Below are 13,469 nucleotides of genomic sequence, written 5' to 3'. Positions count from 1 at the left end.
CCCCCGGCGCAGGTGGTAACCTGACAAGCCACAAAAACGCCCGCAAACCCTTGTCAGTACTGAGTTTTCGCGTTTTTCCAAAATTCCGGTCTAAGAAGTTCTAAAGAACTTCTACCATGCGCGGCTTTCAGCCGCCGCTTTAGGCGTCGTCTGAAGCCTTGCCTTCGGGCTTCGCCCTGCGCGGGCTAAAGCCCTTGCAGACACACCCCCGCCCCCGCCCCGCCGCTACCCCCTTCCTTGCAGGCGAAAACGCCTCTACTGGCTTTCTAGGGCCTCTGCCGGGGCTGCGGTGAGCGTATCCAGCAGATCGACTATCCGCCTCATGGCTTCTAACCACGCTTCGTGCATCCAGAATGGGGCTATTTCGCCGTGCTGGAGTGTGCAAAGCGGATTGAGAACCCGGCGCGGGTTCTTCCATGTCTCGACGGAAAGCACCAGCCCGTCCGCATGGATGGAAAAGACTGGTAGCGCTTTCGGCTGGCCCTTCTTCTTGCCTTGCGTTTCGGTTGGCTTGAGGTCGTCCCAAACGCCTTGCACGGTTTTGTTCAGTTCGTCGATGAAGCGTTCCGGCATGGTTTTCAAGAGTTCGGCAGTGATTGCGTTCGCGTCCTCAAATTGCTTTCTTGCTTCGGCTTCCTTTTTCCGTCGTTTTTGCCGCTCCTGTTCGTATTCGTCTAAGGTTTGCCTGTGTCTGCGCTGTGCTTCAGCTTCCGCTTCTTCAGCTTGCCTTCGTGCTTCCTCTTTGGCTTTCTGTCGGTGTGCTTCACCCTCTGCTGTGAGTGCTGGTTTTACCAGTTCGCCAGACTTGGCCTCGATGGTGATCGAAAGCGGTTCGCCGCGATGGTCTACCAGATCGAACGGCAGACCATCAGCATCGAAGGCGGTTAGGTAGAGATTGGCCCCATAGACCTTGTGCCCCGGCCTCACAGCTTCGTATTTTTCTGCTGCTGCGTGCAGTGCTTCCGCTAGGCGTTCTGCCGTGATTTCTCCTTGGGGTCGATAGAGAAAACGGGAAATAAAGCACGGTAAGACAGCGGCAGGCCATGCCATGCTTGGTCTTTCTGGAATGGTGTCCAGTTGAAGTACGCCTCAACCGGGCGTCAGGCACCCCACCTATGTTGCGTCAGATTAGGATCGTTTTTCGCCTTTTCTGACGATCTGCGCTCGGCCTCTCAGGCTTCAACCTGACAGATCAACCGCTAGCGTGCTTTATTTTCCGAATTCTGAGACGACCCCTCCTTTGATCTTGATTCTCATGGCAACCTCCATCCGTAGGTGCCATCCGATGCGGGCTTGACGTAGCACACGCCTTTTTCGACGTACCACCCCGGCCTATCGCACTTCGCCAAGCTGGCGAGGCTTCCCGTTTGCGCGAAGCGGTAGGCCAAGCGCCCCTCTGGCGTGTTGGCCCATGCCGCCGCCGCTTTCTCGTCCTTGGCTTCGGTGTATCCCGCGCCGTATCCGGCCTGATAGCCCGAATCCTTGCCGCTGCTGTGCATGTACCAGCCGAACAGGCCGACGCACAGGAAGGCCACCGCGATGCAGCCCGCCGCCCACTGCCACATCTGCTTTGCCGATGTGTTGTGCGCGACCTCTTGCGCTGCTGCTGCTACCGCTTGCGCCAAATCCGCCTTGGCTGCTTCCGCTGATGCTTTCACGGTTGCATCCGCCGTTACCTTGAAATTGACCAAGGTATCTTTGGCCGCTTGTGCTATCGCTTGCGGGAACTTCTCATACTGGCCTTGGTAGTGTTGCAAGGCCATGAGCACCAGCCACAGCGCATCATTGTTTTTCAGGCCGAGCGCATCCCGAACCCGGTAAAGACTTTGCCGCTCCGCGTCACTAGGTTGCCTGCCGAGCAGCTTTGCAAAGCTGTCGTCTAGGTCACTCATGGACTACGGCCTCCAATACCTTTTTGGCCTCGTTGCGCCACCGCGTAAGCTCCGCACGGTTGCCAATGGGCAGTTCCTTGAGTGCTACCGCAATGCTCATGCGCTTGCTGTAAATGTCATCGCTCACACGGTCGGCCATGTCCGGGAATGTCACCGATTTCCCGCCGCGTTCCTCTACCGCCGTGCGCAGCTTGGAGCCGTTGTAAAGCTCGAACTTCTTTTCTTCCCCGAAGTGTCCATTGCGTACCACATGAACATCCGCATTCGGAATTGCGTCCATGTATTCCTTTAGCAGTTCGAGGCTATCCCGTTGGCGGTTAATCACCCACAGCGTGACCAGCTTGCGCTTGAGTTCTTCAAGCGTGCTATTCAGTGTTTCACCGTAGGCGCTCACGCCCTTGTTATTCCGTGCTGCCGTGTTGATTACCACGACGCTATCCGGCTTGCTATCGCACAGGTTCACTAGCTGAATCCATCCGTCCGCCTCATCCAGATTGATAAGCTCCGTTTCCGTGCTTTCTTTATAGGCTTTCCATACGTCCGGGTTAGAGGTGTCAGACTCAATCAGCAAGACGCTTTCGCCGCGCTCTTGCAGGTAATCAACCGTTGCCATCGTAACAAGCGACTTGCCAACGCCGCCCTTGCTGCCACCGATCAGGTAAATGCTTTTCGCCATGTTGCTTACTCCTTAAATGTCGTCGCTGTCAGGTTTCGGGGTGAATGTCGCCTTCGATGTATCCGCAGGCTTCTTATCGGCGGGGCGGGGCGGGGGTGTGTCTCCCGGTGCTTGCACCGGGGCTTTTTTCGCTGGCTTTGCTCTCTGCAAGTAGCTCTTGAGCGTTGGGGTTGCGATGCTCAGACCTTCGCCGCGCAGCGTCTCGGAAATCTGGTCAAGCGTGTATCCACGCTTTTGCAAAGCGGCAATCTCTTTGGATAGCACGCGCACGGCCTCTTGCTTGCTGTGCTCCTGCTTCTTCTTTTCGACTGGCGGCATCTCACGAAGCTTTGAAGCGATAGCCTCTAGCTGCTCTGTTGTGTATTTCATTCTGCTAACTCCTTTGCTCACTGGTTGCGGAGTTGACAGCATAGCGCCTTTTATGCTTGTTGCAAAGTGCGTCCCGTGCACCTAAACTGCTGATATGATAGTAGAGTGGTTGAGCAATACAGGATGCGGATTGTCATACACATGCTACGCATGTTCCTGCCAATCCCCGCCTGCCCATTCGGCGCTTCGCTTCTCACGGTCTGGCTCATCCTGCAAGGGGCAAGCCCCTTGACCCCGGACAGTGCGGCGCTTTCGCTTCTTACTGTCCAAGACACACCCCGCCCCCGCCCCGCCCCCGGCGAGAAGGAGACATGATGCCATTTGAAACGCAGGGGCCGGAACCGCTGGACGCCGTTATCAATGTGCGGCTGACCGCAGCGGAGAAGGCCAGATTGAAAGAGGACGCCGACCTTGCCGGGTTGAGCATGTCCGAGCTTGTCCGCCGCCGCTACTTCGGCAGGCCGATCATTGCCAACGCCGACGCCGTGATGCTCAAGGAGCTGCGGCGCATCGGTGGATTGCTGAAGCACATCCACAACGAGAGCGGAGGCGTTTACAGCAAGGAAACAGCCGGGGCGCTTGTTGCGCTCAAGGACTACTTCAGGAAGCTAAACGATGATCGTTAAGAAGGTTCCGAATCCGAAGAAGTCCGCGAGCAAGGCGCAGCGCATCGGCCAGCTTACCAGCTATGTCCGTTCGCCGGAGTCGGAGAGTCCGCAGGAAAAGTGTCTGTATGCCGGGGCGCGGGGTTTCATGATGGACGACCCCAAGAGCCAGACGGCAGAGATGATTGCACTCTCACAAGAAGCCGTGCGCAGCAAGGACACCATCAATCACTACGTCTTGAGTTGGCGCGAAGGCGAACAGCCAAGCCCGGAGCAAGTAGAGGAAGCGGTTAGCATCTTCATGGATGAGCTTGGGTGGAAAGACCACCAAGCCATCTATGGCCTTCATTCCGACACGGACAATATCCACCTGCACATCGTCATCAATCGGGTGCATCCCGAAACGCTCAAGATTGTTGAGAAGAACCGTGGATTTGATATTGAACTGGCACACAAAGCCATTGCACGGATTGAGCACGCCCAAGGCTGGCAGCGTGAGCAAAACGGGCGCTATCAGGTGTTGGAGAACGGGGAGCTAGGCCGAGCGCCATACGACCCGGAAAAGCCACGCCAGCCCGACCAGAAGAAGCGGGACATGGAGAACCGCACCGGGGAGAAGTCAGCCCACCGCATCGCCATCGAGGACGGCGCAGCCATCATCAAGCAGGCGCAGACGTGGGAGCAGTTGCACCGCGAGTTAGCAGCCAAGGGGATGCGCTACGAAAAGACCGGCAGCGGGGCGACCGTGTTTGTCGGGGATGTTGGCGTGAAGGCCAGCGATGTAGACCGCAACGCCAGCCTTGCCAAGATGCAGAAGCGGCTAGGTGAATACCAGCCAGCGCCGCAGCGTCAGCAGGTAGCGCCGCGCGAGCCGGAGCCGATCAAGCCAGACGTGCCGGGATGGAAGGACTACATCACCGGGCGCAAGGCACACTACGCCGAGAAGAACGCGGACAAGCTGGCACAGGACAAGCGGCAGGAGCAGGAGCGCAAGCAACTTGCCGAGCAGCAGAAGGCCCGCCGCGATGAACTCATGCGCGGAAACTGGAAAGGCAAGGGCGAAGTGCTCAACGCCATGCGCAGCGTGATTGCCGCCGAGCAGGCCGCAGAGAAAGCGGCCTTGAAGGAGAAGCACCAGAAGGAGCGCGAGCAGCACCGGCAGCGGTTCCGACCCTATCCCGACCTGGAGCAGTGGCAGCGGATGCAGAAAAGCCCGGAGCTTGCCGAGCAGTGGCGACACCGGGCCAGCGAGCCGCAGCGCATCGAGGGCGACCGCAGCGAGCCGCCGACGCCGCGAGACATTCGCGCCTATCAGCCTGAAATCGTGGGCCAGCAGGTGCATTACAGCCGGAAGGAAGAAGCGGGGCGGGGCGGGGGTGTGTCTTTCGTGGACAAGGGCAAAAGCATCGATATTCACGACTGGCGCAACCGGGACAGCACGCTTGCCGCGTTACAGCTATCGGCGCAGAAGTGGGGCAGCTTCACCGTGATGGGGAACGACGAATACAAGGCCATGTGCGGGAAGTTAGCAGCAGAGCACGGCTTCAAGATCACAAATCCAGAGCTTCAGGAGAGCATCCAGCAGGAGCGGCAGCGGATACAGCAGGAAAGGGTGCAGGCGATGAAATCGGAGCAGCTAAAGCAGTTCGAGCGGTACGCGGAAGCGGTAGGCGCAGAGCGTTACCGGGTAACGTCTATCAAGATGCGCGAGGACGGCAGCAAGCAAACCTTCATCCTCGACAAGAAGGACGGCATCACGCGGGGCTTCACACCGCAGGAGATCGAGCAGCGCACGCCGGAGATGCAGCGCCTACAGCGCCGGGGCGAAAACCTCTACTACACGCCGCTATCGGACAAGAAGCATCACATCCTCATCGACGACATGAACCGGGAGAAGCTGGAGCGGCTTATCCGCGACGGCTACCAGCCCGCCGCCGTGCTTGAATCCAGCCCCGGCAACTATCAGGCCATCATCACCGTGCCGAAGCTGGGGACGGCCCACGATAAGGACGTGGGCAACCGGCTGAGCGATGCCCTGAACCGTGAATACGGCGACCCGAAGCTATCGGGAGCCATCCACCCGCACCGTGCACCCGGCTACGAGAACCGCAAGCCCAAGCACCAGCGGGAGGACGGCAGCTATCCCGAGGTGCGCTTGCTCAAGGCCGAGCGCCGGGAGTGCATCAAGGCGCTGGCCTTGTCCAGCCAGATCGACGCCGAGTATCAGCGGCAAGCGGCCTTGAAGGCGCAGCAGCCCGAGCGCAGCAAAGCCAAGCCCGCCTTGGAGCTTGCAGCGGCCAGCGGCAGCGCGATCGACGCCTACCAGCGGCATTATCGCGACGTGCTCAAGCGGCAGCGTGGCGGCGAGGTGGACTTGTCCCGCTTGGATTCCATGATTGCCGTGCGTATGCGCGTCACCGGCCACGATCAAGCCGCCATCGAGGGCGCTATCCGCCAGTGCGCCCCGGCCACCCGGCAGAAGGACGAGGGCCGCGACTGGAACGACTACGCGCAGCGCACCGCCCGCTATGCCTACAGCGCCGCAGGCGACCGCCAAGCCGCCGAGCTTGGGAAGTACCGCCAGCAGTGGGAGAAGCTGGAAGGGCGCGAGCCTGTACGCCAGCAGGAGCAGGCCAAGGCGCAGAAGATCGAGCGCGATAACTCGCCGGGGATGAGTCTTTAAATACCTGTTGCATGTAACTTGCGAGGTGCGTACAATGTTGCATGTAACTTAATTGGAGGCTTGGAAATGGCAACAGCACACGTTAATCAGCGGGTTCAGAAGCATCGCGATGCATTACGCATGGCGGGGCTTCGTCCGGTTCAAATCTGGGTGCCGGATACGCGCCGCCCCGACTTCGCGGAGGAGTGCCGCCGCCAATGCCTGCTTGTGGCTCAGGCCGACAGCGCCGACACCGCCATGCAGCAGTTCATGGATGAAGCCTTGGCAGACGTGGACGGCTGGACGGAATGATGCGCGGCGACCTTGTGACCATCGCCATGCAGGGCGACTTTGGCAAGCCACGGCCTGCGCTTGTGGTTCAGGCCAACCAGTTCAGCGAGCACGGCAGCGTTACCGTGCTGCCTGTCACCAGCACACTTAATGCCGCGCCGTTGCTGCGCGTCACGGTTCAGCCGAGCGCAGAGAACGGTTTGCAGAAGCCATCGCAGGTGATGGTCGACAAGGCGATGACGGTGCTGCGCAGCAAGGTAGGGCCAGCTTTCGGGCGCATCGACGCGGACGCACTGCTTGAGGTTGAGCGTTGCTTGGCCGTGTTCTTGGGGATTGCGAAATGAAAACGATCTACACCATTCCCGCCCCGGATTCCTTGGGCGCGATGATCGAGGTCTACGGCGAGCCGGAAAACGCTTGGTACGAGTGGCGCATCATCGACGGCGGGCGCACCGTGCGGGACACCGGCACGGAAGGCCACAGCGCCTTTCAGGGACGCCAGTACGGGCAAGCAGAGATTGCCCTACGTGATGCGCTCATGTTCGCTTCTGGCCTGCCCATCGACGGCGACACGCCGACCGATGCCGCCAGTCTGGAAGCGGGCTATGCCGCCAAGGCGAAGGCAGAAGCGGCGCGGCAGGGTGCGGGAACACCCGGCAGCGCCTAACCATAACCGTTCTACACAGGAGAACAGCATGGCTTTAGACATTATGGCGGCCTTCACCAATGAGCCGCCAGAACTTGATTTCATCTGGCCCGGATTCTTGGCCGGAACCGTGGGCGCACTTGTTGCACCTGGCGCAACTGGCAAGAGCTTTTTTGCTCTTGAAGCGGCCATGTCAATCGCTTGCAGTGTGGCAGGCGGCGACCTTGTAGGACTGGCCCCGGCGCACACCGGGCGCGTGGTCTATCTCGCTGGCGAAGATCCACAGCCCGCCCTTGTGCGGCGTGTCCACGCCATCGGCCAGCACCTCAACCAGTCGGCCCGCGAAGCCATCGCTGAGAACCTGATGCTTGAGCCGATCATGGGCAAGCGGTTGAACGTGATGGACGAGGCGCACTTGCGCCGCGTCATCGACTACAGCGCAGGGGCGCGGCTGATTGTGCTGGACACATTGAGCCGCATTCACAGCCTCGACGAGAACAGCAACGGCGACATGGCCCACCTTGTTTCCGTGTTGGAACACATCGCGGCAACCACCGGGGCGGCTGTCCTGTACCTGCACCACGTCAACAAGGGCAGCGCCCGCGACGGCCAGACCGACCAGCAGCAGGCAGCGCGGGGCGCGTCTGCCCTGATCGACAACGCCAGATGGTGCGGCTATGTCGCCAAGATGACGGAGCAGGAAGCCGAGCGCCTGAGCGACCGGGGCTTTGATCGTGCGCCCATCGGCAACGAGCGGCGCGGCCTTTTTGTCCGCTTTGGCGTGAGTAAGCAGAACTACGACGCGACCCCGCTAGACCGCTGGTATCAGCGACACACCGGCGGGGTGTTGCTGCCGGTAGAGCTACAGGAGATCAAGCGTGAGAGCGGCAACAAGGGGGGCAAGGGCTATGACTCAGCAGCGTATTAAACCGGCCTATGCCAAATTCGATCCCGCTCATGTGTTTGACGGGCTTTTCGTCCCCACGAAGGGGAAGAAGCGCGGGCGACTGTATGTGCCGCCGCGCCGCTTCGGCGATAGTGAAATCAGCTTTCAAGGGTTCGAGCAGCTTGGAGCTGATGACCAATCAATCTTGCTTGCAGTAAGCGCCCAGCTTGGCATTGACGGCTTGATGATCGAGGCAAAACCACCCGGCGAAATAGGCCAGCAATTGCGCCTTGCTTTGGACTTTGACAACGATGATGGAAGGCCGCTGAAAACCAAGAAAACCAGTTTGCGCAGCCTGCTGATTGATGCTGGATATGACGACCCAGAAAGCGGGGCGGCACTTGCCAGAATCAAGGAAAGCCTGAACCGAATGGGTAACGCGCAGATACGGGAAATCAATCACGCTACCGGCTGGGATTACCGCTGCAATCTCCTTTCGAGTCGGTTCAATCACAAGACTGGGGAAATCTTTGTTGCCGTCAATCCGCGCCTGACCGGGGCGGTTTTTCGAGAGCAACACGTCAAGGTTTCGCTTTTCGAGCGCAACGAGCTGGAGAGTGAAGCCGCCAAGCTGCTGCACTGTTGGCTGTGCTCAAACATCCGGCTTGGCCGTTCGCTTGGCAATGGCAACGGGGCGCACATCGACACGCTAGCGCCCCACGTATGGGGCAAGGCGGCGTGGGAAGAAGCATCAACGAAGGTTCGATCAGTCAGGCGGGGTCAACTACGCGATGCTTTAGACGAAATCTCAGACCGCACACGCGGACTGCAAGGCGGTATGGGATGGGCCATCGACCAGACCAGCAGCGGGCTTGTGCTGGTAAGTCGTCCCAAGGAACTGCCGTTCCTTGAGGGTGAGCACGACATGCGCCCCAGCGAATACCACGACCTCATGAGCCAGCCGCCAATGCAAGAACCAGATTTGTTCGACCCGCAGGACTGGACGCCGGACTGAGCCGCACCTGGTGAACTACTCGCTGCTAAAGCGGTCGAGCTTCCAAACTAACCTAAGCGGCCAGCTTTTCTTTTTTGACGCTTCGTTGAGCACTGCTGGTTGAGCTTTTGGCTCGGCCAGTCTTACGATTGCCTCCACGTCCACTATCCGACTGAGTTCGCAGAACCCCATCGCCAGATAACACCGTTCCAGTGTCCAAAATTAAGTTAATTGCCCGCTTCTTGATAACCAGTGATGCATTGTGATCTGCATTGTCAGTATTTCCACAATTACCGCAAACAAACAGGGCTTGTGTTTTGCGATTGTCGGGATGAGTGTGACCGCATTTTGCGCACTCCTGACTGGTTGTTGGTGCGGGTATTTTAAATACCGCTTTGCTGGATGAATAAGCCTTGTAGTAGGTGTAAGTCTCGATCACATGCCAGCCCACATTAAGAATAGACTTATTCAGTCCTGCTTTCTGCTTGGCTTTATTTGATATGAATCGACCTTGTTCATCCTGTTTTGCTTTCGGCCTTCTCGTCATCCTTGCGGTTCGTAACGCCTCAAACACAATGATTTTGGCGCTGCTATCAACCAATAACCGACTGGTCTTATGCGCAAAATCATTTCGTATGTTAGCCTTTTTAGCATGATGAACCGCAATTCGATGCTTGGTCTTGGCTCTGCGGTTAGAGCCTTTTTGCTGCCTTGCCAGTTTGCGCTGCAATCGCTTGATATAGCGGTCTGCTTTGCTCATGTTCTTTTTCTGGCTATGGGTGAAATCATAGGTTTGTTCGCCAGGGCTTTGTTGCATAAATCGGCCATAGGCCAAGGCATCCCCAATCCCAAATAGATTTACGCAGCAGCGACTGTCTGGGGCGTGCCCAGAGCGGTAAATTGATTGAGGATTGAAGCTCGGATGTGCAGCTCGGTCACCTGGCGCTCAAACGTCCTGGCCATCACCTTCTCGCCCAGGCGCTTGAAGCAATTCATCTTGGTCTCCACCAGTGACCTTCGGTGGTAGCCGCTCCAGCGTTTCCAGATAGCCCGCCCCAACTGCCTACACGCCTTGACCGCTTCATTGCGGTGAGCAAATGCCAGCCCTTTGCGCAGCTTCGCTCCTTTGCGCGGCGGGATGATTGGAATGGCTCCCCGCAGGTAGCACGCCTTATGTACATCCTGCGTGTCGTACGCCCCATCACCGGTAAAGCTAGCTATCTCTTCATTGCTTGGAATTTGACCTAGCAGGTCTGCTGCCATGGGCGAGTCGCCCACTTCATTGGTTGTTACTGCGATGGCCCGAATCTGCAGTGTCTGGGCATCAATACCCAGATGCACCTTGCGCCACTGGCGGCGGCGCTCGGCACCGTGCTTTTTGGTTTTCCACTCACCTTCGCCCAAGAACTTGATGCCCGTGGAGTCGGCCAGCATGTGCAAGCCTTTGTCACTTGCACGGTAGCGCACCTGCACATCCAAGCTCTTTTGCCTGCGACACACCGTGCTGTAGTCGGGCACTGGCCAATGCAGGCCTGCCATACCCAATAGCGACTCAACCAGGCCCAGTGTCTGGCGCAAGGGCTGGCCAAACAAGCACTTGATGGTCAGGCAAAACTGGATGGCCGCATCTGAGAACTTCTGGCAACGACCACGCTTGCCCGTGGGCCGAGCTAGCCACTGCATATCCCTATCGAGCCAAATGGTCAGCTCACCTCGCGCCTTCAACGCTGCGTTGTAAGCCTTCCAGTTCGTTGTGCGGTACTTAACCCGACCCCAGCTCGTCTCTCTCATCTCCCGAGCCTACCTCAGCTGCGACCGGCATTTGTGCAACAACGCCGTTAGAAATGCCCCTTGATCGAGGCATTTTCTATAAAGAATACTAAAAACTAATTAAAGCCAACCAAGTTTCAAAACAAGGCAGTTCTCAGCAATCATATTTTTAAATTATATAACTCCCAACTGAGCTTTTGCTCCAACGATAAGGCTTTCATTTTGAGTTTCTAAGGCAAATAAACCATACATCAAAGGAGAGGCCGCTGCTCTTTCTAAAGTCTGTTCATATAGTTTATTCCAAACTTTACCCCCTAGTTTTTCATACTCGATGATTAGAGTTTTGAGGCTTTCTTCTCCAAACAAAGTTACATGCCCAGCAAAATCAATCGCTGGGTCATCTATATGGGCTGTTGACCAATCAATAACGCCTGAAACAGCTCCATCCTTTGAAGCTAGTACATGCCCAGCATATAAATCGCCATGTATAAATTGGGTGAAATCTGCCCATAGAACATCATTATCCAACCATTTTCTGTAGCGGGTTTCCAATTGCTCACTTATACCAATTTCAGATTTTACTAACTGCAAATTGTTTGCTATTTCAGGTCTTAAATCTGAAGGTTTCATAATTTTCAAATCATTTTCCCGAACTTCTTTTTCAGGAATACTATGGATTTCAAATAAGGTTTTTGCCAAAGATGTTATGTATTTCGGGCTATCTTTGTCCATATTCCAAATTATTTCATAGGTTTCAGCATCCAAATTTAAAACAGGATTATCTTTAAGTATGGGATAAGCCACTAATTCTGTAGATGAAATTCTCCAATCAGGAACCTCTACAGAAAGATGTTTTTTTACCAATTCTAAAATGCGTTTTTCTTTCTTGATTTGTTCCCTCATGCCATCACGACGAGGAATACGCAGCAACCATTGTTGCCCCTTTGTATCAAGAGCAAAAACGACCTTAAAATCAATGCCCATTTCATTGAAATTCATTTTGTCCGTAAGCAACAAGCCGTGTGCTTCAGCAAGTGATTGAATATCTTGAATTGTCATTTTTAATTTCCTTTAAAGAGTTCAATAATTAATGTTCGGATTAGATTGGCTATCATTAACAATCTCTCTCAAAAGTCTTGATGATTTTGTGGTCTTTGATCTCGTAGATAATGTCAGCAATATTATCGACCAATTGCTTGTCATGAGATACGAAGATAATAGTTCCTGCATAGGACTTCATCATTGTTTCTAATGCGGCAATACTTTTTAGGTCAAGATAGTTTCCTGGTTCATCCATAAGCAAAATATTATATTTTCCTAAAAGCATTTTGGATAAAAGCAGTTTGATGATTTCACCTCCCGATAAGTCGGATAAGTTTTTTTGAATATCATTCGCTCCGATCCCCATTGAAGCCAATACTGCACGAATTTCCGCAACTGTGTACTCGCACTCTTCCTGCATAAAGGAGAGCACAGATTTATGCGTGTTAAATTTATATCCTGTTTGTGTAAAGTAGCCAATTTCAGCTTTTGGAGATATGGTTAATCCATCAGCACGTTCTGATATCATTTTTAACAAGGACGTTTTCCCTGTTCCATTCGATCCAGTTATAGCGACTTTAGCGCCAAGCGGTATTATAAAGTTAGCGTCATCAAAGATAGTACGGCTACCAAATTTTAAGCTCAGACCATCTGCCGTAATCGGGAACTTATTGTGCAGTTCTAGGGCTGAACTTTGACGAAAACGAATAGAACGCAAATGCTCTGGTGCTTGAATATCTTCTAATGCAGCCAAACGCTTTTCCATACTCTTAGCTGCCTGATACAGTTTTCTTTGCTTGGTGCCAGTCATTTTTGCATGCCCAAGTCGTCCAGCACTTTCGGTAGAGTTTTTGGATTTTTCTCCTTTTTTCTTATTGTCTAATCGATTAGCTTGCTGGCGTTTTTCTTGCACAGCAGATTCTAATCGCTCCCGTTCCTTCATCATCAGCTCATATTCTACGGCTTGGTGTTGTCGCTCTTCTTCTTTTTGACGCAAGTAATCCGAGTAACCACCCCAATATTCCGTAATTTTACCGTCTTTTAACTCCCATATCTTGTCTACAACCATATCAAGAAAATATCGGTCATGACTGATAACAAGTAATGCTCCATCAAATGCTTTAAGTTGACCAATAAGTAGATCTATTCCATTGAGATCAAGGTGGCTGGTTGGTTCATCCGCTAGAATGCCATGTACTTGTTGGGAAAATGCGGCAGCAATTTTTGCACGAGTTTCCTCTCCGCCACTCATTGTGTCGTTTTGTACATTGGAAACACCAAGGCGAGATAACATTGCCCGGTCTTCGACCGTTTCTATTTCGATTCCGCCCAGTTGGCTGATATGTGCAAAATCACCAAAACGCTGTAATGTCGCTTCGGCTAAAACAATTTCGCCATTAAGTACTTTGAGTACACTACTCTTTCCTGCTCCGTTATCACCCACAAGACCAATACGGTCATAAGAGTGAATTTCCAATTCATCAATATCCAAAACATCACGCCCAGCATAATCCAAGCGTATGTTTCTCGCTTTAATAATTAAACTCATTTTTATTTACTCCTGTTTAGCTCTTGAAATTTTTTATGCAGCAAACAGGATTTAGGTGAAAACAAAAGCTAGCATCACAGTGTCCTCC

Annotated in this window: 15 protein-coding genes; 7 read left to right on the top strand and 8 right to left on the bottom strand. The window is 54.6% G+C overall.

Annotated features, from left to right (window positions below; translation table 11 throughout):
- Window positions 1–255: 255 nt before the first annotated feature.
- The 4 genes from CW360_RS15435 to CW360_RS15420 form a co-directional block, all read right to left on the bottom strand.
- Entirely contained in the window at window positions 256–1,050 is a 795-nt protein-coding gene (locus tag CW360_RS15435; protein ID WP_101194306.1) for an OfxX fusion product, read from the bottom strand.
- A 203-nt stretch (window positions 1,051–1,253) separates the two neighbouring features.
- On the bottom strand, window positions 1,254–1,892 hold the full coding sequence (locus CW360_RS15430; RefSeq protein ID WP_009873359.1) for a DUF6753 family protein: 639 nt from the start codon (window positions 1,890–1,892) through the stop codon (window positions 1,254–1,256).
- Window positions 1,885–2,568: a nucleotide-binding protein gene (locus tag CW360_RS15425; protein WP_009873358.1), complete on the bottom strand. Its 684-nt coding sequence runs from the start codon at window positions 2,566–2,568 to the stop codon at window positions 1,885–1,887. The genes CW360_RS15430 and CW360_RS15425 overlap by 8 nt, the downstream gene beginning before the upstream one ends.
- Window positions 2,569–2,580: 12 nt before the next feature.
- On the bottom strand, window positions 2,581–2,937 hold the full coding sequence (locus tag CW360_RS15420) for a hypothetical protein (protein WP_009873357.1): 357 nt from the start codon (window positions 2,935–2,937) through the stop codon (window positions 2,581–2,583).
- Window positions 2,938–3,251: 314 nt separating this feature from the next.
- Here CW360_RS15420 and CW360_RS15410 point away from each other — a divergent pair, with 314 nt between their 5' ends.
- The 7 genes from CW360_RS15410 (at window position 3,252) to repC (ending at window position 9,042) form a co-directional block, all read left to right on the top strand.
- Entirely contained in the window at window positions 3,252–3,563 is a 312-nt protein-coding gene (locus CW360_RS15410) for a plasmid mobilization protein (protein ID WP_009873356.1), read from the top strand.
- Window positions 3,553–6,225, top strand: a complete 2,673-nt coding sequence (gene traI / locus CW360_RS15405) for a TraI/MobA(P) family conjugative relaxase (protein ID WP_047353284.1) — start codon at window positions 3,553–3,555, stop codon at window positions 6,223–6,225. The genes CW360_RS15410 and traI overlap by 11 nt, the downstream gene beginning before the upstream one ends.
- A 66-nt stretch (window positions 6,226–6,291) precedes the next feature.
- Window positions 6,292–6,516, top strand: coding sequence for an antitoxin MazE family protein (locus CW360_RS15400; protein ID WP_043149934.1), 225 nt, complete (start codon window positions 6,292–6,294; stop codon window positions 6,514–6,516).
- Window positions 6,516–6,839, top strand: a complete 324-nt coding sequence (locus tag CW360_RS15395) for a type II toxin-antitoxin system PemK/MazF family toxin (protein ID WP_020915708.1) — start codon at window positions 6,516–6,518, stop codon at window positions 6,837–6,839. Before CW360_RS15400 ends, CW360_RS15395 begins: the two co-directional genes overlap by 1 nt.
- Window positions 6,836–7,162: a hypothetical protein gene (locus tag CW360_RS15390; protein ID WP_009873353.1), complete on the top strand. Its 327-nt coding sequence runs from the start codon at window positions 6,836–6,838 to the stop codon at window positions 7,160–7,162. Before CW360_RS15395 ends, CW360_RS15390 begins: the two co-directional genes overlap by 4 nt.
- 28 nt (window positions 7,163–7,190) lie before the next feature.
- On the top strand, window positions 7,191–8,069 hold the full coding sequence (locus CW360_RS15385; protein WP_009873352.1) for a helicase RepA family protein: 879 nt from the start codon (window positions 7,191–7,193) through the stop codon (window positions 8,067–8,069).
- Window positions 8,050–9,042 carry a replication protein C, IncQ-type gene (repC, locus tag CW360_RS15380; protein WP_009873351.1) on the top strand — a complete coding sequence of 331 codons (993 nt, stop codon included), beginning with the start codon at window positions 8,050–8,052 and terminating at the stop codon, window positions 9,040–9,042. Before CW360_RS15385 ends, repC begins: the two co-directional genes overlap by 20 nt.
- A gap of 52 nt (window positions 9,043–9,094) precedes the next feature.
- Here repC and CW360_RS15375 read toward each other — a convergent pair whose 3' ends face one another.
- From CW360_RS15375 to msr(E), 4 genes are all read right to left on the bottom strand, one after another.
- Window positions 9,095–9,838, bottom strand: coding sequence for an RNA-guided endonuclease InsQ/TnpB family protein (locus CW360_RS15375; protein WP_281255635.1), 744 nt, complete (start codon window positions 9,836–9,838; stop codon window positions 9,095–9,097).
- A 41-nt stretch (window positions 9,839–9,879) separates the two neighbouring features.
- Window positions 9,880–10,812, bottom strand: a complete 933-nt coding sequence (locus CW360_RS15370; RefSeq protein ID WP_043387407.1) for an IS5-like element ISAav2 family transposase — start codon at window positions 10,810–10,812, stop codon at window positions 9,880–9,882.
- Window positions 10,813–10,965: 153 nt separating this feature from the next.
- Complete coding sequence (locus tag CW360_RS15365; RefSeq protein WP_000155092.1) at window positions 10,966–11,850, bottom strand: Mph(E) family macrolide 2'-phosphotransferase; 885 nt, start codon at window positions 11,848–11,850, stop codon at window positions 10,966–10,968.
- 55 nt (window positions 11,851–11,905) lie between these two features.
- Entirely contained in the window at window positions 11,906–13,381 is a 1,476-nt protein-coding gene (gene msr(E), locus CW360_RS15360) for an ABC-F type ribosomal protection protein Msr(E) (RefSeq protein ID WP_101194304.1), read from the bottom strand.
- Window positions 13,382–13,469 lie beyond the last annotated feature (88 nt).

This window comes from Pseudomonas fluvialis (assembly GCF_002835605.1).
Lineage (GTDB): Bacteria > Pseudomonadota > Gammaproteobacteria > Pseudomonadales > Pseudomonadaceae > Aquipseudomonas > Aquipseudomonas fluvialis.
Note: the sequence above shows the minus strand (reverse complement) of the source record. Positions and strands in the feature narration are given on the sequence as shown.

What these genes read in the sequence shown, in the direction of transcription:
- CW360_RS15435 (WP_101194306.1), bottom strand. Translation starts at nt 1,050, where the DNA reads ATGGCATGGCCTGCCGCTGTCTTACCGTGCTTTATTTCCCGTTTTCTC.
- CW360_RS15430 (WP_009873359.1), bottom strand. Translation starts at nt 1,892, where the DNA reads ATGAGTGACCTAGACGACAGCTTTGCAAAGCTGCTCGGCAGGCAACCT.
- CW360_RS15425 (WP_009873358.1), bottom strand. Translation starts at nt 2,568, where the DNA reads ATGGCGAAAAGCATTTACCTGATCGGTGGCAGCAAGGGCGGCGTTGGC.
- CW360_RS15420 (WP_009873357.1), bottom strand. Translation starts at nt 2,937, where the DNA reads ATGAAATACACAACAGAGCAGCTAGAGGCTATCGCTTCAAAGCTTCGT.
- CW360_RS15410 (WP_009873356.1), top strand. Translation starts at nt 3,252, where the DNA reads ATGCCATTTGAAACGCAGGGGCCGGAACCGCTGGACGCCGTTATCAAT.
- traI (WP_047353284.1), top strand. Translation starts at nt 3,553, where the DNA reads ATGATCGTTAAGAAGGTTCCGAATCCGAAGAAGTCCGCGAGCAAGGCG.
- CW360_RS15400 (WP_043149934.1), top strand. Translation starts at nt 6,292, where the DNA reads ATGGCAACAGCACACGTTAATCAGCGGGTTCAGAAGCATCGCGATGCA.
- CW360_RS15395 (WP_020915708.1), top strand. Translation starts at nt 6,516, where the DNA reads ATGCGCGGCGACCTTGTGACCATCGCCATGCAGGGCGACTTTGGCAAG.
- CW360_RS15390 (WP_009873353.1), top strand. Translation starts at nt 6,836, where the DNA reads ATGAAAACGATCTACACCATTCCCGCCCCGGATTCCTTGGGCGCGATG.
- CW360_RS15385 (WP_009873352.1), top strand. Translation starts at nt 7,191, where the DNA reads ATGGCTTTAGACATTATGGCGGCCTTCACCAATGAGCCGCCAGAACTT.
- repC (WP_009873351.1), top strand. Translation starts at nt 8,050, where the DNA reads ATGACTCAGCAGCGTATTAAACCGGCCTATGCCAAATTCGATCCCGCT.
- CW360_RS15375 (WP_281255635.1), bottom strand. Translation starts at nt 9,838, where the DNA reads ATGCAACAAAGCCCTGGCGAACAAACCTATGATTTCACCCATAGCCAG.
- CW360_RS15370 (WP_043387407.1), bottom strand. Translation starts at nt 10,812, where the DNA reads ATGAGAGAGACGAGCTGGGGTCGGGTTAAGTACCGCACAACGAACTGG.
- CW360_RS15365 (WP_000155092.1), bottom strand. Translation starts at nt 11,850, where the DNA reads ATGACAATTCAAGATATTCAATCACTTGCTGAAGCACACGGCTTGTTG.